This is a genomic window from Vibrio sp. 1401, from assembly GCF_033340295.1.
Window position 1 is genome coordinate 14,344 of record NZ_JAWOWF010000042.1, and the last position, 18,702, is coordinate 33,045.

Genomic DNA, 18,702 nt, shown 5'->3' on the forward strand with positions numbered 1-18,702 from the left:
CTCTGGCTCTGGCTCTGGCTCTGGCTCTGGCTCTGGCTCTGGCTCTGGCTCTGGCTCTGGCTCTGGCTCTGGCTCTGGCTCTGCAGATGATACCTCTTGAGCCAACAGGTCAAGGTCTTCCTCAAGAGTCGTTATTTCAGTTTCATCATCCAGTAATGCATTAAAGTAGTCATCAAGTGCTTGTTCACTGGACAGCACATCATTACTGCTCATCGAACGCCAACCTCTCCAGATAAATCAGTAGCTGTTTATAGGCAAACACACCACGACTACCAGATGCAAAATGCGACGCTGGCAAGTGCTTTAAACTGGCATCGCGGAACTTGGTATCAATAGGCACCGCTGAGGTCCACACTTGATTTGGGTAATCTTTTTTCAGTTGCATCAATGTCTGCAATGACGCTTTCGTGCGCTTATCGTACATGGTTGGGACGATAGTCACTTTAAAACCGCCCGGGCGAGATTTTTGCATAATGGTTAGCGTACGCATCATGCGCTCTAGACCTTTCATTGCCAAAAACTCTGTTTGAACAGGAATCAAAATTCGGTCACTGGCTGCCAACGCGTTCACCATCATCACGCCAAGGATTGGCGGACAATCAATCAACACATAGTCATAGTCTTGTGAGACAGTTTGCAGCGCCCGTTTTAAGATTAATCCCATACCACTGCGATTACCCATTACGCGATCAAGCGTGGCAAGGGACATATGCGCGGGAATGATATCCATTCCTTCCAGCTCTGTTTCTAAAATCAACGGCTTAACCGTCTCACGAGAAAACGTCTTCAACTGGAATAAATCAAATAGGCTCGAAGTTACTGCATCAGGATCATAACCGAGATAAGTAGTCAGTGAGGCGTGAGGATCAGTATCAACCATCAATACTCGATGGCCTTTCTGGCTCAATAAGCCCGCCAATGTCACTGTTGAGGTGGTTTTACCCACGCCTCCTTTCTGGTTAGCTACACTCCAAACAATCATGATGAATCCTAAGCTAGGCCAACTTCCACCAACATGCGTTCAGCAATGCGGTCAAGCGGTAAATCTTCTGAAGAAATGCCTGCTTTAGCAACCGCTTGGGGCATGCCATAAACAACACAACTTTCTTCATTTTGTGCCCAAATTGTTGAGCCTGAAGACTTCAACATGCGAGCGCCCTCACGACCGTCTGCACCCATGCCTGTCAACACTAAAGAGAGCACTTTGTCGCCATATACTTTTGCGGCAGAACCAAAAGTCACATCCACACATGGTTTGTAGTTCATGCGGTCGCCGCCATCAATAATGCGAAGACGAGCAGCGCCCGCTCGTCCATCTACCATCATTTGTTTCCCACCTGGTGCAAGGTATGCCACACCGGGCTGTAACACATCGCCATCTTGTGCTTCTTTCACTTGAATCTTACACAAGGTGTTCAAACGACTGGCAAACGCAGCAGTAAACGTTGCTGGCATGTGTTGAATCAATACAATCGGATGCGGATAGTTCATCGGCAAGCGCGTCAGAATTTTTTGTAGAGCAACGGGGCCACCTGTTGATGTGCCAATTGCCGTCAGTTGATACTTCTTACCAGAAGCACGGTACTTTGTCGCAGCAGGTCGAGTTGGTGTTGGAGTCACAGGTGAAGCCGTTCTTGAACCTAATGATCGAGTAGTCGTGCTGGTACTCGCTGTTGGGCGAGCGATAGGTCGACGCATGAAAGCGCGCTTCGAGGCAATCTGAATCACACGCTGTTGAAGTAATGACACAGCTTCTTCACGGTTACGCGCAATGTCCTCAAACTTTTTCGGTAAGAAGTCCAATGCGCCTGCATCTAGCGCATCAAGCGTAGCTTTCGCCCCGTCGTGGGTCAGGGACGAAAACATTAGAATTGGCGTTGGAGCAGCGGCCATTATTTCACGTACAGCTGTAATGCCATCCATAACTGGCATTTCAATATCCATCGTGATGACGTCAGGTTTGAGGGATTTGGCTTTCTCAACCGCCTCTCTACCATTTACCGCAACGTCAATCACTTCTAGGCGCGATTCTGAGTTGATGATTTCGCTCACGCGACGTCGGAAAAAACTCGAATCATCAACGACTAGTACTTTAATCGCCATCTTATTCCTTTTAATAACGTCAGCTTTGCTTAAAGGCGTGAAGCCGCAGCATATCGCTTAAGTAAATCAGGCACATCTAGAATTAATGCAATATGGCCATCGCTAGTAATTGTCGCACCAGCCATACCTGGAGTGCCCTGTAATAGATTATCGAGAGGCTTAATAACCACTTCTTCTTGACCAATAAGCGTATCCACAACAAAACCAACGCGTTGGTTACCAATCTGTACAATCACCACGTGACCGTGACCTGTACGCTCTTGGACGTTTTGCGATTTAGATGCTAACCAGTTTTGTAAGTAAAATAGTGGGATAGATTTCTCTCGCACAATGATCGTCAGCTGACCATCTACCACGTTTGTACGGCTAAGATCTAAGTGGAAAATTTCACTCACCGAAGCCAGTGGTAGAGCAAACGGATGACCGCCAACACCAACCATCAGAGTCGGTAAAATCGCTAACGTTAGTGGTACTTTGATCGTAATCTTAGTGCCCTTGCCTAGCTCAGAATCGATATCGATTGAACCGTTTAAGGTATTGATCGCCGTCTTAACCACGTCCATACCCACACCACGACCAGAGATGTCAGAAATTTTATCTTTACTTGAGAAACCAGGTGCGAAGATAAGGTTGAAGCACTCTTTGTCTGTTAAACGCGCCGCCGCATCTTCATCCATCATGCCACGCTTCACCGCGATGCCACGAAGTTTGTTCGGGTCCATACCGCCACCATCATCTACGATGGATAGTTCAATATGGTCCCCTTCTTGCGATGCTGACAAAATCACTTTACCTGTGCGTGATTTGCCTGCCTTCGCGCGTGCGTCTGGCATTTCAATACCGTGATCAACTGAGTTACGCACCAAGTGAATCAACGGATCGGCCAATGCTTCTACAAGGTTTTTATCGAGGTCGGTTTCTTCACCGCGCATTTCTAGCACGATGTCTTTATTTAGGTTACGAGCCAAGTCACGAACAACGCGTGGGAAGCGGCCAAACACTTTCTTAATTGGCTGCATACGCGTTTTCATTACCGCGCCTTGTAGATCCGCAGTTACCACGTCAAGGTTAGCGACCGCTTTGGACATCTCTTCGTTGTCGCTATTCAAACCAAGGCTTAATAGGCGGTTTCGAACCAATACGAGCTCACCCACCATGTTCATGATGGTATCAAGTGTCGAGGTATCAACACGAACGGTTGCTTCAGCCTGAGGTTTTTTAACCGCTGGTGCTTTAGCTTCTTCTTTTACCGCGACTGGTTTAGATTCTGGCTTTGGTGCTGGCGCTGCTTGAACGGGTGCTGGCTTAGCAACAGGCTCAGGTTTCGCAGGGCTTTGCTCTACGTTTGCTGACGCTGGCTTCGTTGCCATATCCAATTCTTCTAGCGTTGGACCTTTACCTGAACCATGTAGCTCATCGAGTAACTTTTCGAACTCTTCGTCCGTCATTAAGTCACTGTCTTGATTTGATGAAGATGACACTGGAGCGGAAGGCTCTGCCGCTTTAGGTGGCTCTACTGGTACGGATGCAGATGCAGCAGCCTCTGCCGTAGAAGGGCTTTTTCCTACACCGTGCAGTTCATCGAGTAAACGTTCAAACTCATCATCAGTGATATCACCACTTTCAACTGATGGTGCACTCGATTGAGGCGGTTCAGATGGCGTTGTAGGTGTCGCAGACATTGAGGTGCCTGGCGCTGAACCTTTACCATGAAGCTCATCCAGTAGCTTTTCGAATTCGTCTTGGGTAATTTCATCAACAGAGCCGACACTTGATGGTGCTGACGGCGCAGCAGGTTCTTCGATGATAGGCTCGGGAATAATAGGCTCTGGAGTAGCCACTGGTTCTTCAACTACGGTTGCCGCTACTTCATCTTCTGACTCAGGTTTGCATAGACGATGAAGTTCTTCAAGAAGCTCAGGGTCCGCAGCTTCTAACGGCTCACGATCTTGAACAGCCTGGAACTGGGTATTAACCGTATCCAAGGCTTTTAGCATCGTATCCATTAAGTTTTGCGTTACCGTGCGTTGACCGTTTCGTAAAACGTCGAACACGTTCTCCGCACCATGACAAGTATCGACTAGCTCTGCCAATGAAAGGAAGCCGGCACCGCCTTTTACGGTATGAAACCCGCGGAAAATAGCATTAAGTAAGTCTTTGTCTTCTGGGTTATTTTCTAATTCAACCAACTGCTCAGAAAGCAGCTCGAGAATTTCCCCAGCCTCAATGAGAAAGTCCTGAAGAATATCTTCGTCTAAATCGTAGCTCATACGTTACCTTTAAAATCCAAGACTGGACAACAAGTCATCGACTTCGTCCTGCGATGAAACCGCATCTTCTCTCAGTTCTGGATGAAGAATCGGGCCTTCGGCTTCGCTTGTTTGTGTATTCTTTTTATCTGCCGGTTCTGACAAAACTTGAATGTGTTCTTCAAGTTTATTTCCAGAGAATACGGTTAGGATTTCCACTAAGCGGCCTTCTACTTCATTAACCAACGTAATTACGCGGCGAATGATTTGGCCAGTTAGGTCTTGGAAGTCTTGCGCCATGAGAATTTCGGTCAACTGGCCGCGCAATTCAGTGCTGTCACCTTCGACTTGCACTAATAGCCCGTCGATTCGGTGGCACAGTGCTTTAAATTCGCTTAATTCTATGCGCCCGTGCATGAGTTCATTCCATTGAGGACGAACTTTTAGAAGGCAATCATGCAGGTTGTCAGCGATAGGAAGGCAGCAGTCGACCGCATCCATTGTTTTGTTGGCTGCAAGCTCTGTCTTCTCGATCACATAATTGAGACGATCCCTAGCGTTAGGGATTTCGTCTTTCGCAATTTCGGTCATGCGCTGATCGAGACTGAACTGCTTGAGTGATTCGTGAAGGTCTCGAGTTAACGCTCCAATTTCTTGCAGCATTGGGTTATCGGCACCTTCGTAGATCGAGGCAACAAGCATATTGGCTTGGTCTTGTTCCCCGTTTTCTAGCATTTGAACGAGTGACTTCGCCTGCTCTAGTGAGATCATTCTGAATAGACCCTTTTACGTTTAGTTCTTCTTATCACTTTGAAAACGCTAAACGAGTCATTTAATAGGTATTTAATAATTGGTATGAATGACTCGAATAACAAAGAGAAAGAGAGAGTTATAAACGCTCGAAAATTTTATCTAATTTTTCTTTTAATGTTGCAGCAGTAAATGGCTTAACAATGTAGCCGTTTACACCTGCTTGAGCAGCTTCAATGATCTGCTCACGCTTCGCTTCAGCCGTGATCATTAGAACTGGCAGATGCTTAAGTTCTGCATCCGCGCGGATGTGTTTAAGCAAATCGATGCCTTGCATACCTGGCATGTTCCAGTCAGTTACAACAAAATCGAAGTCACCTTTTTTCAGCATTGGTAATGCGGTTAAACCATCGTCCGCTTCTTGAGTGTTATTGAAACCCAAGTCACGAAGCAGGTTTTTAACAATACGGCGCATTGTTGAGAAATCATCAACAATAAGGATCTTCATGTTTTTATTCAAAATTGCCTCCACTGAATCGTAAAATCAGTGTTTTTAGTCATTTTGTGTCCACGCACTGAGCTTGGTACGTAAACGTTGCATCGATTGACTCAGTATTTGACTTACGCGAGATTCGCTTACGCCTAACACATCGCCAATTTCTTTCAAATTGAGTTCTTCATCATAATAAAGCGAAAGAACCAAAGCTTCACGCTCTGGAAGCTGTTTTATTGATTCAACCAGTGCTTTTCGAAATGATTCATCAACTACCCCTTTGAATGGGTTGCTGTCATCGGTTTCATCCGCCGGTGAAATCACATCATCAGAAACGCCTAAATCTTCAATACCGACTAATTTTGAGCAGTTGATATCGGTAAGAGCACTATGATATTGATCCAGTGTCATACCGAGATGCGTGGCTACTTCAGAATCAGTAGGATCTCGATTTAATTCGCCTTCCAGCTCCGCAATCGCTTGGTTAATCTCTCGATTATTTTTATGAACAGAACGCGGTACCCAATCGCCTTTACGCATGTCATCTAACATTGCGCCACGAATACGGATACCTGCATAAGTTTCAAAGCTCGCACCTTTAGAACCATCATAATTCTGCTGAGCTTCGATAAGACCGATCATGCCGGCCTGAATTAAATCCTCTACCTGAACACTCGGCGGTAAACGGCCTAGTAGGTGGTGAGCAATGCGCTTAACCAACACTGAATAACGTTCAATGAACGCCTGCTGGCTATTAAATTTGCCATGTTGGTCATAGGTTATCGCTTTATTCACCAAAAGGGTCCTCTGCGAATTCGGTACGATTTAGCAACCTTTCCACAAAAAATTCCAAGTGTCCACTTGGTGTTTTCGGTAGTGGCCACGTCAACGCTTTGTTTGCTAGTGAGCTGATAGCTAAAGCGGCAGGCGAGCGTGGGAACGCATCAACGACAATTTTTTGTCTTTTTACAGCCTGTCGTACTTTATCATCTAATGGAATACATGCTACGAGTTCAAGGCTAACATTCAAGAATCGCTCTGTGACTAGTGTCAACTTTGCAAACAATTCTCGCCCTTCACGGTAGCTTCTGACCATATTTGCTACAACTTTAAAGCGTTGAACTTGGTGTTCTTTACTCAACAGCTTGATTAATGCATAGGCATCTGTGATTGACGTCGGTTCATCACACACAACTACAACCACATCTTGAGCTGCTCGCGAAAAACTGATTACCATGTCAGAGATACCAGCAGCGGTATCAATCAGCAGGACATCCATTTCGTCTTCAAGACTACCAAATGCTCGGATGAGTCCGGCATGCTGAGCGTGAGAAAGCTCTGTCATGCTCTGTGTGCCAGAAGTTGCAGGAATTATCTTTATACCATAAGGCCCTTCGACAATCGCATCTTTTAGCTCACATTCACCCGCTAAGACATGTCCTAGATTACGTTTTGCACGAATTCCGAGCATCACGTCCACATTGGCCAGACCTAAATCAGCGTCGAGAACCATCACCTTCTTGCCTTGGCGAGCCATACAAATCGCCAGACCCAGTGTTACGTTTGATTTCCCCACACCACCTTTGCCGCCAGTAACAGCAATCACTTTGGTCAACGATGGTTGTGTTAAGCGACGGAGGCCGCTTGCTTGATCGTGTATCATATTCTCAGTCATAGTAGTCCGCCGCCTTAGAGTCCTTCACTGTCACTGTTCCAAAAGTGAGGTTCGTTCTCTGTCGACTTCTCTAACAGTTCATTTGCTTTCGCAAGCATATATTTTGGTTGCGCTATCACAATGTCTTCTGGTACGCGCTGACCATTAGCGATGTAAGCTACTGGCATTGCGTTTTGAATCACTACACTGATGAATTCGCCTAGGCTTAATGACTCATCAAGCTTCGTCATAATACAACCCGAAAGTGGTATACGTCGGAAGTGATCCAGCGTTTCTTGTAGAACACGACGTTGTGCGGTAGCCGGCAAAACAAGGTAGCTGTGGATCACTTCTCCGCTCTCTTGCATTAGAGTGTCGAGCTGCTCGGAAAGCCTCACATCTCGTTGCCCCATCCCTGCCGTATCGACCAAAATCAGTCTTCTGTTTCTTAGCTGATATATAACATCGGCTAACTCGTTAGAATCTTTAGCAACTCTTACGGGACAACCCATGATTCTTCCGTAAATTGAGAGTTGCTCATGTGCACCTATGCGATATGTATCTGTTGTCACAAGGGCCACATTGTCGGCACCGTATTCCATGGCTGCGCGTGCTGCGAGTTTCGCTACGGTTGTTGTTTTCCCAACCCCCGTCGGACCCAACAATGCGACTACGCCACCACGTTTTAAAATGTCCTGTTTAGGAATATTGATTTGATCCGCCACCAGCGACAATAACGCTTTCCACGCTCGCGCTGGCTTTGTATCTTCCGGGATATAACAGGCCATCTGGTCTGCTAACTCCGGAGAAACGCCCATTCGCTCTAAGCGCTTAATCAGCATAGCTCTTAGCGGCTCACGGCGTTCTACTTCTTGCCACATCAGGCCAGAAACTTGGTGCTCCAACAGACGACGAATTGACGTCATCTCTTCGCGCATGCTTTCTAGCTCATCGGCCGATTCGTCACGCTCATCACTTGGGCGACGTCGGTCATAGCGCGTCGGGTCCAGCTTGGGCGTCGGACGTTCAAATCGATTGTCCTGTGCGATTAGCTTCGCCAAAGGTGAATCTGGTTGATATGGCGCTGGCTTTTCTTGGTTGTAGCCGTCGCGATGCTTATTTTGGCGTTGCAGCAAAGCAGAGAGCGAATCTTCATTTTCTGCTACGTGATCGTCAGCATCTGCTGCACCACCGCTATATTGCTTAAGCATATTAGCGAATCGCTGCGTCATTGAGCCTGTTTTTTCATTGTTACTGTTATTACTGTTATTACTGTTCAGGCTAATTTTATCTTCATCTAAATGACGATCTTGGTAACGATCAGCAGAAGACGATGACATTTGACGATGTTCGTTATAGCGATTCGATTGAGAAGCACCGCGATTTTGCTGTGACGCTGCGCTTGCTTGAGACGGATTAGATTCACTATCTATCGCCGCAACAATCGCTACTCCACCAGCCACTTTCTTGTTTGACATGATCACCGCTTCCGCGCCTAAGTCCTCTTTCACTTGGAGCAGCGCCGTTCTCATGTCTTTGGCAAAAAATCGCTTTATTTTCAAACTATGAATCCATTAATGATGCGTGAGATCAGTTACCCACGGCTTGCACAATTCTGATCTGTTTTTCATCCGGGATTTCTTGGTAAGACAGTACCCGGAGATTAGGTATTGTGTTCTTCACAAATTTCGCCAACGTCGAGCGTAATACACCGGAAGTAAGCAGAACGGCAGGTTCGCCTTTCAGTTCTTGTTCCTGTGTCGCTTGGCTTAGTGAAGACTGCAATCGCTCAGCGAGTCCCGGTTCAATCCCCGCGGATTCGCCTCCTGATGCTTGCATAGTTTGATGCAATATTTGTTCCAGTTCGGGTATCAAGGTGATCACTGGTAACTCAGGCTCTATACCATTGATTTCTTGAACAATTAGACGTTTAAGACTAATTCGAACTGCTGCCGTCAATATGTCAGCTTCTTGACTCTTACTTGAGTACTCAGCCAAAGTTTGAACAATCGTGCGAATATCGCGGATTGGAATGGCCTCGTTTAACAAGTTTTGTAGGACTTTCACCACCACACCTAATGGTAATTGGTCAGGAACAAAGTTCTCGACCAACTTAGGCGCGCTGCGTCCCAACATTTCTAATAAATTCTCTACTTCTTCATGGCCAATTAGCTGTGATGCGTTGTTGGTCAATAGCTGGCTTAGGTGCGTCGCTAATACCGTTGATGAATCAACAACCGTATAACCCAGAGCCTGCGCGTGCTCACGCTGATCTTCTCGGATCCATACGGCTTCCAGTCCAAAAGCAGGGTCAATGGTTGGTTCACCATCAATCATGCCATACACCTGACCTGGGTTAATCGCTAGCTCTTGATCCGGACGAATCTCTGCTTCGCCCACCGCAACCCCCATCAATGTAATTCGGTAACTGTTTGGGGTCAGCTCAAGATTGTCACGAATATGAACCGCTGGAATTAGGAACCCAAAATCTTGCGATAACTTTTTACGCACGCCTTTTACGCGCTCTAGCAGTTCCCCACCTTGGTCTCTGTCCACCAAAGGGATTAAGCGATAACCGACTTCCAAGCCAATAATATCGACTGGCTGGACGTCATCCCAAGACAGTTCGCGCTGTGAGGAAGGTTCTGTACCTTCGTCTGCTGTTGCTGGTAAAGCGGGCTCTTTCGCTTTCTGCTTCTGCCGTTTGTCGATGAAATATGCCGCTGCACCGGCCGCGACTGCCAGGCTCAAAAACGCAAAGTGTGGCATGCCCGGTACGATGCCCATCACACCAAGAATAGCCGCAGTAATCATCAGCGCTTTTGGGTTGTCGAACATCTGGAAGACCAGTTGTTCCCCCATGTCTTCATCGGTGTTTTGGCGCGTCACCATCATTGCCGCTGCAATCGACAGCAATAGCGATGGGATTTGTGCGACCAAACCATCACCGATTGTCAGTAAGGTATAGATTTCAATCGCTTCACCGAAACCCAATCCATACTGCGCCATACCGATCGACAGACCGCCGACGATGTTGATAAACAGAATCAAAATACCGGCAATCGCGTCACCTTTTACGAACTTCGAGGCACCATCCATCGAGCCATAGAAATCCGCTTCTTTGGTCACTTCAAAACGACGAACTCTTGCCTGCTCTTGGTCTATCAATCCGGCATTCAAGTCGGCATCAATCGCCATTTGCTTACCCGGCAACGCATCAAGCGTAAAGCGAGCACTTACCTCAGAGATACGACCCGCACCTTTGGTCACCACCATAAAGTTGATGATCATTAAGATGAGGAAAACCACTAGGCCGACCGCGTAGTTACCACCAATAACGACGTTACCGAACGCCTCAATTACGTTACCTGCCGCATTACCGCCTTCATGACCATGCAGTAAGACGACACGAGTCGAGGCAACGTTCAAAGCCAAGCGGAGCAACGTGGCGATCAGCAATACCGTTGGAAAAGCAGCGAAGTCCAAAGGGCGACGTGTGTAAACGGTCACTAACAACACCACCATCGACAGCGCGATGTTAAAGGTGAAGAACATATCCAGCAAAAATGCTGGAATCGGCAGTACCACCATCGCTAGGGTGGCCAAAACCATCACCGGAGCACCAATAGCTGGCATTTCACGTTGAGGGATTCGTGGCAATTTATCTGCAAACGGCAGGCTTAACTTCATACTGCGAGAGATCTCAATCGATTGAAGCGTCACGTAAGCTCTTACTATTAATACGCGACCGCTTTAGCCTAAAAGTTTAGGTAGGGTTGATAATTAAAGCGTTTTAAGCAATCTATGTACCATAATTAGCGCCAAAATAATGACTAAACACTCAAATAGAGCTTAGCTTTTGATCAAACGAGCTTTTTTAAGGCTTTACCGCTTTTCGTATCAATGACGGTGCTCGGGCGGGATTGGCAAATCATAATCTTGAATTTTCGGGCGCTGTCCACCTCGTTTTCGGTATTGCTTCAATTGGAATACAAATGCCAAAACCTGAGCGACGGCAGTAAATAACCCATCGGGGATCTCTTGCTCGAGCTCTGTCGTGTGGTACAACGCACGAGCCAAAGGTGGTGCGGGCACAATCGTAATGTCATGTTCGCGGGCGACTTCTCGAATCTTCATCGCCATGTGGTCAGTACCTTTAGCGATCACGACTGGCGCACGGTCTGTCTTCTGTTTATAACGAAGCGCTACCGAGAAGTGCTCTGGGTTAGTAACAATAACATCAGCTTGAGGAACGTCCGCCATCATTCGACGTTGAGCCGCTTCCCTTTGCAACATACGAATACGGCCTTTCACTTCCGGCTTACCTTCAGTCTCTTTGTATTCGTCTTTGACTTCTTGCTTGGTCATTTTTAACTGATCGGCGTGCTGCCAAATTTGAAATGGAATATCGATGGCAACCACAATCAATAGCGAGCAACTGATCAGCAAAATAAAGTTCAGCAAAATATCTAAAGCATGGAAGATGTTTTGCGGATACACATCCATGCTCAATTGAATCAGATCGGCCTGCGATGCTTGGATCAAATAGATGGCGACACCAGTGACCAGAACCACTTTAAGGATTGATTTGATCAACTCTACCCAGCTTTGCATGCCAACCATTCGCTTTAAGCCGCTAAGTGGATTCATTTTCGACAGCTTGGGCATGGCCGCTTGGGCAGAAAAACTGATTCCTCCCACACCTGCTGCTCCAATCATGGCGGCGGTAAACAATGTCGCTAACACCAAAAATAGTGGGAACAACAAATCACTCATCGCGCCCAAAGCGATATCAAACAGTTTTGCAGTATCGAAAATCTCTTCTCGTTGAAGATCAAATAAACGGCTCATGATGGAAAACAATGAACGTGCTAACGCCTCGCCAAACCACATCAATGAAATGGCGCCAACGATCAGCACAGATGCTGATGCAAGCTCTTTAGATCGAGCGACCTGCCCCTTTTCTCTGGCTTGTTGTAACCGTCGGGGCGTGGCTTCTTCGGTGCGTTCCTGACCGTCTGATTCTGCCAAATCTTAGCACTCCAAGCGAATGAGCCGACAAATCTGCGCCTCACCCACTGTCCAGAACATTTCATAATGACTGTATAGACCAGCCAGTATGTACCAACAAAGTAATAGACCCACCATCAAAGCAAAAGCAAAACCAAGCGAGAAGATATTCAGCTGTGGTGCGGCACGGGTCATTACACCAAACGACAAGTTAATGGTCAGTAGTGCAATAATGCCGGATAGAGACATACTCAATGCAGTTTGGAACATAATACCAAGCCAGCCTGCCATTTCACGGAAATCAACCGCGTTGAGCGAGCCGGAGCCAATCGGCAAAGTTTTAAAACTGAACACCACCAATTGCAGCATTTTTAAGTGTCCATCGGTGGCAAGGAAAAACATTGTCGTTAAGAACATGAATAACTGGCCAAGCAATGGCGTGTTCTGACCATTTGCGGGATCAACCATAGAAGCAAAGCCCAAACTTGATTGCATACCCAATATTTGACCAAGTAGGACAAAGGTTTGAATCATAAATTGAGTAACCATACCCATCGCTATGCCGATGATCATTTGCTCGGCAATGGTCATGAAGCCACGAAACGAGAGTAGCTCAATGTCCTGAGGTACGGCGGGGATGGCTGGCATGACAGCGAAAGTGATGGCTAAACCGAGGTAAAGGCGGATTCTTGGCGAAACAAATCGGGCCCCGGTTACTGTCATCACCATCAACATGGATGAGATACGAACATAGGGCCAGAAGTAGTTTGCGATCCAATCTAAGACAACGCTAGTGGGGTACTCCATAGGCGCCTCTAATAAAGCACCTGAGGTAAGCGTTCAATCAAGCCATAGAAATATTCCATCAACATTTGCGTCATCCAATGCCCAAACAGCATCAGGGCCAAAAGCGTGACAATCAAACGCGGTAAGAAGCTCAATGTTTGTTCGTTGATGGATGTCGCAGCTTGAAAAATCGCAACTACAAGGCCGATAAGCAAGCTTGGGATGATAATAGCGCAGACCATGATAAGCACCATCCAAAGTGCTTCACGGAAAAGCTCGACAAACATTTCTGGTGTCATGTCTTATCCTCTATCTGCGCTTATCTAAAGGGCAAAGCTGCCCGCAAGTGTCGAGAGTATCAAGTTCCAACCATCGACCAATACGAACAACATCAACTTGAACGGCAACGAAACAATCATTGGTGACAACATCATCATACCCATTGCCATCAGTACCGAAGCGACTACAAGGTCAATAATCAAAAACGGCAAGAAGAGCATAAAGCCAATTTGGAATGCAGTTTTTAGCTCTGAGGTGATAAAAGCCGGAATCAACACCGCCATCGACACATCTTCTGGATTCTCGACTTGCTCTCCTGACATGGTTACGAACGTCTCCAAATCTTTGATTCGGGTCTGCTTAAGCATAAATGCTTTCATTGGCGCTTGTGCAGCATCAAACGCTTCTCGCGCCGTAACTTGCTCGTTCAAATAAGGCTGAACAGCTTTGTCGTTGATTTCGTTCAGGACAGGAGACATAACAAAAAAGGTCAAAAACAGCGCAATACCAATAATAACCTGATTAGAAGGCGTTTGTTGCAAACCCATTGCCTGACGCAATATCGACATCACCACCACAATTCGAGTGAACGAGGTCATCAGAATCACCATGGCAGGCAAGAAGCCAAGCATGGTCATTAACGCTAAAATTTGTAGTGTAACCGAGTAGTCTTCACTGCCATCAGGGTTCGTGGTCATGGTGAATGCTGGAATACCACCGCCACTAGAAACGGACATAGCACGGCTAGCACCAGTATCACTTTGCATAGCCTGAACTGTAACACCACTTCCATCGGCTAAGTTATCTGGCAGCGCTGACTCCTCTGCTTCAGCAAAGGTAAATGAAGAAAACAGCACGCCGACAAAAAGTAACAACGTACTCAGGAGCAAACGAATTGGATTACCCTTTGTCATGTTTTTTGATCAGCTGGCTAAATTGAGTCGCAAAAGCATTGGTCGCCAACTCTTCCTCTTTCAGTGGCTTATCTAACTTGGCTAAAGTTTGGATCGATTGGCTAGTAATCCCAACCAAAAACTGTTCTTCACCCACTTGAACTACTGCGATTCTTTCTTTTGTACCCACTGGCAACTGACTCACTATACGCAAGCCCTTTTGTTGTCCCATCGCTGGCACTTGCATACGTTTCAGCAACCAAGCCAGCAAAAGAATCACGCCGATTACAAGCACAAGCGAGCCAAGTGTCGTCGCAAGATCCAGATTATTTGGTGCGGCAGCAAATGCATAAGGAGCACTTAGCATTAAGCTCAGTGCTCCAGTGATTTGCTTCAATCGCATTTTGATTGAACGACTCATCTTAACGCAGCTTCTTAATTCGTTCAGTTTGGCTGATCACATCCGTCAAACGGATACCAAACTTATCGTTGACGACCACGACTTCGCCGTGAGCAATCAAAGTACCGTTAACCAATACATCGAGCGACTCACCGGCTAGACGATCCAACTCAACAACCGAACCTTGGTTAAGCTGCAATAGGTTCCGAATGCTAATTTGAGAACGACCGACTTCCATCGAAATCGTCACCGGGATATCCATAATAGTGTCGAGTTTACGACGCTCATCTTCGCTAATTGGGCTTGAAGTGTCTTTTAGCTCTTCCAGTGGCGCAGCCAATACTTCATCTACGTCTACAGAAGGGGCAGACGGGTCTTCGCCAAGAGCGGCTGCCCATTCGTCTGCTAGCTTTTGATCGTCACTTGGTTCCATTTTTCTATCCTGTGTTACGCCTAACTCATGCCATAGCATGTCTGTTTAATAAGGTATCTTAATGGTCTATATCGTCTTCACTCTCAAGCTCAGACATGATGTCTTTACCTAAGAAAGCTAAATCTGTTTTGACGACATGTGGGCGCTCAATTTCCTCAGAAATTTGCACCGCTAATTTGTCTTCCGAACGACCCATTTTTACGCGATAGGTCGGTAGGTCTTCTACAAACATCGTCGCATGTTCTGGCATTTCAATCGGGATGATATCGCCCGGTTGCAGCTCCATGAGATCACGCAAAGAAATGTCTTTTTCGAGCAAGTTCACGCGGAAGTTAACCGGACAATCCATGATCTCTTCACGTAGTGCTGAGCTCCAGCGAACGTCCGTTTCCATCTTGTCGGACTGAACACCTGCATCCAATAGTTCACGAATAGGCTCAACCATGGAGTAAGGCATAACGACATGAAAATCGCCGCCACCGCCGTCAACTTCTATATGGAATGAACTCACGACAATCACTTCTGTCGGGCTGACAATGTTTGCCATGCTTGGGTTTACTTCAGAGTCGAGATATTCGAACTCTACCCCCATCACTGGCGACCACGCTTCTTTATAATCTTCAAATACAATTTTCAGTAACAACTGAATGATGCGGCGTTCCGTTGGGGTAAATTCGCGGCCTTCGATTTTGGCGTGGAATCGACCATCACCGCCAAAGAAGTTTTCTACCAGAATAAAGACTAAACGAGCCTCCATGGTGATCAACGCAGTACCTTTTAACGGACGAAAACGCACCATGTTCAAACTGGTTGGCACGTACAATGTGTTCTGGTATTCACCAAACTTCATCATCTGCACGCCATTGATCGACACCTCTGCCGTTTTACGCAGCATATTAAACAGACTAATACGCATGTGCCGTGCAAAGCGCTCGTTGATAAGTTCGAGCGTCGGCATTCGACCACGTACGATTCTGTCTTGCGACGAGAAATCAAAATTGACGGCACCCTCAGTGTCGTTTTCTATCGGTTCATCGACGTCATCAACATCGTCAACCCCATGCAATAGCGCATCAATTTCGTCTTGGCTTAATAGATCGGTCACGTTTTACCTATTGAATAACAAAATCTGTAAACAGTACTTTTTCAATCACTGGCTTACCGACCGCAGCATTCAGCGCTGCTTTGATATCTTCGGAAGCACGATCGCGCAATTCCACTCGTCCTGTAGGAGAGCGCAATTGATCAACCGTCGCGGAAGCAAACGTTGATAGCATAGAGCTTTCAATCAGTGGCGAATGATACCGCGCCAACTCTTCATTTTCTGCACCGCGAACCATTAACTGCGCTTTAATTTGAACCAGCCTATCGCGGCTATCCCCAGTAACGTTAAATACAAATGCCTGAGGAAGATTCACATACGCGATGGGCGCAGCATCCGATGCCTTCACTTGAGCCTGTTGAGACGATTCAGCCTGAGCAGGTTCATCAGAGCCCATTAGAAAAAATGCCGCTGCCCCGCCACCAAGTAGTAATACTACAACAGCGATGATGATGATAAGTAACTTGCTTTTTCCTTTCGGCGCATCGGCCCCTTGTAACTGTTCTTCTGCCATTCTTGTCTCTTATTGTTTTTTTGAGTTACCAAGACGTTTTAGTGAGTTGCTTGGTAACCATATTCCATTGCCGTTAAACGGCCTTTTATGCGTAAAAACTAATTCCATCACGCTTTGAAGCGACATTCAAATCCAGATTGACATCATATTCAAAACCCTCTTCGGACTGTCCAGAAAAACCGCCACTTTGCGCGCTTTGACCATGTTGTTCAGCAGTATACCTACCTTGCTGTTGCCCGCTGTTTTGTTGCTGGACGGAAGAATCAGCCAGCTGCATACCTTGTTGTGCTAGCATTTCTCTCAAACGAGGGAGCGTCTGTTCAATAATGTCACGAGCTTGCGGGTTGTTCACTGTAAAATGTACATTGGCAACGTCATTATTCATGGTCATACGAATTTGCATACGACCTAACTCTGGTGGATCAAGACGAATATCGAGATTTTTCAGATTCTTCGACATCATCATTTGCACTTTTTCCGCAACTTGCTCGTTGGCTAGCTCTTTAGTTAGTTGCAACGGAAGCTGAGCTTGTTGTGCAGCATCAATACGCGCTTGTTGCTGTACATTAATTCCTTGCTGACCTGCCATAGCCTGAAGCTGTCCAGCGAAACCGTGTTGGAGATCCGGCTTATCTTGTTTATCCGCAGTCGCCTTTAGCGCACCAGTCGCCAATGCTGCGTTCATCACTTTCTGGCTAATCTCTCCGTCTTTCACACCTTGAAGCGACGTCGGCACTTGCGCGGTTATCAACGTATCGGGCGTTGGAGATAATGCGACTTTTTCTCCACTATGAGCAGTTTGTGGCTGGGGTACTTGAGCCGCTGTATGCTGGATTTGCTGAGACACTGCCATAGGTCCAGCCTGGCGAGTTAAATTATGTTGTACTTGTTGCTCTGCGAGAATCTGTTTAATGTCATTAGGGAGCGCAACAAATTGGGCAAGGTCTTGATCAGGAATATCCGCCGTGATCCTTCCTTGTTTCAACCCTTCAATGATCTGAGCTTCTTGCTGAGTCAGTGGTTTTCCTTGCGCCAACTTAGTATCTATAACTTCAAGTTCATCCAAGGAGACTCGTGGAAGCGCGTCGATGTTGGAACCATCAACGTCTGTTAACAACGGCGACAGATCATTAGCTACTTCACCACTGACTGCGCTCTTAGCCGTCGGATGGCTGGCTTGTTTCGCTAGCTCTTGCCAAGCAGCAAACTCAGGCGAAAGTTTGTCGACATCGATAGGTTGACCATTCTTATCTAAAATTGGCTCTAAGTCTTGTCCTGGGATCATCTGTGCTTGTTCAAGAGAATGAACTGATGGCGTTTCATTCAAAGCCAGCCCATCAAGGTGTGTCGAAACGGTTGCTTGCTCGTGGAACGAATGCACTAAATTCGCGCTCTGAGGCAAAACTTTGCCACTATCGATGGATGCATTACTCGCATTCAGGGTTTGATTCGCTTGTTCAATTCGACCAAGAAGCTGTTGTCCTTCGCCCATCGTGCTTTTTACGTCCATTGTATTTGATGGGTTACTCGTATCAATTGATGTTGATTTCACTTTTTCAATAGCTTCAACATCATGCTCCAAAGGTGTGCTGTTACTCGCCTTTTGTAAACTTACTTCTTCACTTAAGGTTGCATTCGGTTTGTTTGCTGATATTTCATCAAAATCATGGGTCCCGTCACTGACGGATTCTTGGCTTTCTTGCGCCAACAATTCGTCCGAGACGTTAGCAGAAGAAGTACTGCCTACATCCGCTCTTTCTTTTTCTTCAACCACTGTCGATTCTGTTGCTACTTTTTCGGGCTTTTGTTTACCAGCAAATGCATCGGTTAACGTTTCTAAAAATCCCTTGCTCTCAGTGCTCTCTGCGGACGCTTTAGCGGACACATCAGAAACTGGCGTCTTGGTAGTCGCAGATACATGGGACAAATTCACACTCATTTAGAAACTCTCGTTCTCGTGGCTCTGAGCGTATCGCTGACAGACAGCAATACTGGCGGCAAACAAAGGTCAAAAAGACCCGACACTGACAGCTAAA

Annotated in this window: 18 protein-coding genes and 1 pseudogene; all 19 read right to left on the bottom strand. The window is 46.6% G+C overall.

Features of this window, described 5'->3' with window-relative positions:
* A pseudogene (locus R7Z77_RS18450) lies at window positions 1–213 on the bottom strand (chemotaxis protein CheW); the annotation flags it as partial.
* Window positions 203–982 (bottom strand): ParA family protein, encoded by a 780-nt coding sequence (locus R7Z77_RS18455; RefSeq protein ID WP_005380505.1) that lies wholly within the window; start codon window positions 980–982, stop codon window positions 203–205. The gene R7Z77_RS18455 and the pseudogene R7Z77_RS18450, both read right to left, overlap by 11 nt.
* Before the next feature lie 8 nt (window positions 983–990).
* On the bottom strand, window positions 991–2,103 hold the full coding sequence (locus R7Z77_RS18460) for a chemotaxis response regulator protein-glutamate methylesterase (RefSeq protein WP_318136782.1): 1,113 nt from the start codon (window positions 2,101–2,103) through the stop codon (window positions 991–993).
* 29 nt (window positions 2,104–2,132) lie between these two features.
* Window positions 2,133–4,373 (bottom strand): chemotaxis protein CheA, encoded by a 2,241-nt coding sequence (locus R7Z77_RS18465; RefSeq protein ID WP_005380503.1) that lies wholly within the window; start codon window positions 4,371–4,373, stop codon window positions 2,133–2,135.
* 9 nt (window positions 4,374–4,382) lie between these two features.
* Entirely contained in the window at window positions 4,383–5,123 is a 741-nt protein-coding gene (locus R7Z77_RS18470; RefSeq protein WP_005380502.1) for a protein phosphatase CheZ, read from the bottom strand.
* A gap of 118 nt (window positions 5,124–5,241) precedes the next feature.
* Window positions 5,242–5,610, bottom strand: a complete 369-nt coding sequence (gene cheY / locus R7Z77_RS18475; protein WP_017635949.1) for a chemotaxis response regulator CheY — start codon at window positions 5,608–5,610, stop codon at window positions 5,242–5,244.
* A gap of 45 nt (window positions 5,611–5,655) precedes the next feature.
* On the bottom strand, window positions 5,656–6,390 hold the full coding sequence (locus R7Z77_RS18480) for an RNA polymerase sigma factor FliA (protein WP_318136783.1): 735 nt from the start codon (window positions 6,388–6,390) through the stop codon (window positions 5,656–5,658).
* Window positions 6,383–7,270 carry a MinD/ParA family protein gene (locus R7Z77_RS18485; RefSeq protein WP_005380498.1) on the bottom strand — a complete coding sequence of 296 codons (888 nt, stop codon included), beginning with the start codon at window positions 7,268–7,270 and terminating at the stop codon, window positions 6,383–6,385. The genes R7Z77_RS18480 and R7Z77_RS18485 overlap by 8 nt, the downstream gene beginning before the upstream one ends.
* 14 nt (window positions 7,271–7,284) lie before the next feature.
* The gene (gene flhF / locus R7Z77_RS18490; protein ID WP_213967835.1) at window positions 7,285–8,811 is read right to left on the bottom strand and encodes a flagellar biosynthesis protein FlhF; all 1,527 of its coding nucleotides are present in this window, start codon (window positions 8,809–8,811) and stop codon (window positions 7,285–7,287) included.
* A 28-nt stretch (window positions 8,812–8,839) separates the two neighbouring features.
* Window positions 8,840–10,939, bottom strand: coding sequence for a flagellar biosynthesis protein FlhA (flhA, locus tag R7Z77_RS18495; protein ID WP_025998722.1), 2,100 nt, complete (start codon window positions 10,937–10,939; stop codon window positions 8,840–8,842).
* A 210-nt stretch (window positions 10,940–11,149) separates the two neighbouring features.
* Complete coding sequence (gene flhB, locus R7Z77_RS18500) at window positions 11,150–12,280, bottom strand: flagellar biosynthesis protein FlhB (RefSeq protein WP_005380490.1); 1,131 nt, start codon at window positions 12,278–12,280, stop codon at window positions 11,150–11,152.
* 3 nt (window positions 12,281–12,283) lie between these two features.
* Window positions 12,284–13,066, bottom strand: a complete 783-nt coding sequence (gene fliR, locus R7Z77_RS18505; protein WP_005384463.1) for a flagellar biosynthetic protein FliR — start codon at window positions 13,064–13,066, stop codon at window positions 12,284–12,286.
* Window positions 13,067–13,074: 8 nt separating this feature from the next.
* On the bottom strand, window positions 13,075–13,344 hold the full coding sequence (gene fliQ, locus R7Z77_RS18510) for a flagellar biosynthesis protein FliQ (RefSeq protein WP_005380488.1): 270 nt from the start codon (window positions 13,342–13,344) through the stop codon (window positions 13,075–13,077).
* A 24-nt stretch (window positions 13,345–13,368) separates the two neighbouring features.
* Window positions 13,369–14,238, bottom strand: a complete 870-nt coding sequence (gene fliP, locus R7Z77_RS18515; protein ID WP_005394311.1) for a flagellar type III secretion system pore protein FliP — start codon at window positions 14,236–14,238, stop codon at window positions 13,369–13,371.
* A complete protein-coding gene (fliO, locus tag R7Z77_RS18520) occupies window positions 14,225–14,638 on the bottom strand; it encodes a flagellar biosynthetic protein FliO (RefSeq protein WP_005380480.1) in 414 nt (137 codons plus the stop codon). The genes fliP and fliO overlap by 14 nt, the downstream gene beginning before the upstream one ends.
* A 1-nt stretch (window position 14,639) precedes the next feature.
* Window positions 14,640–15,050 (bottom strand): flagellar motor switch protein FliN, encoded by a 411-nt coding sequence (fliN, locus tag R7Z77_RS18525; protein WP_005380479.1) that lies wholly within the window; start codon window positions 15,048–15,050, stop codon window positions 14,640–14,642.
* A 58-nt stretch (window positions 15,051–15,108) separates the two neighbouring features.
* A complete protein-coding gene (fliM, locus tag R7Z77_RS18530) occupies window positions 15,109–16,155 on the bottom strand; it encodes a flagellar motor switch protein FliM (protein WP_005380478.1) in 1,047 nt (348 codons plus the stop codon).
* 7 nt (window positions 16,156–16,162) lie between these two features.
* Complete coding sequence (fliL, locus tag R7Z77_RS18535; protein ID WP_005380477.1) at window positions 16,163–16,666, bottom strand: flagellar basal body-associated protein FliL; 504 nt, start codon at window positions 16,664–16,666, stop codon at window positions 16,163–16,165.
* Between the two features lie 85 nt (window positions 16,667–16,751).
* On the bottom strand, window positions 16,752–18,605 hold the full coding sequence (locus R7Z77_RS18540) for a flagellar hook-length control protein FliK (protein ID WP_213967833.1): 1,854 nt from the start codon (window positions 18,603–18,605) through the stop codon (window positions 16,752–16,754).
* Window positions 18,606–18,702 lie beyond the last annotated feature (97 nt).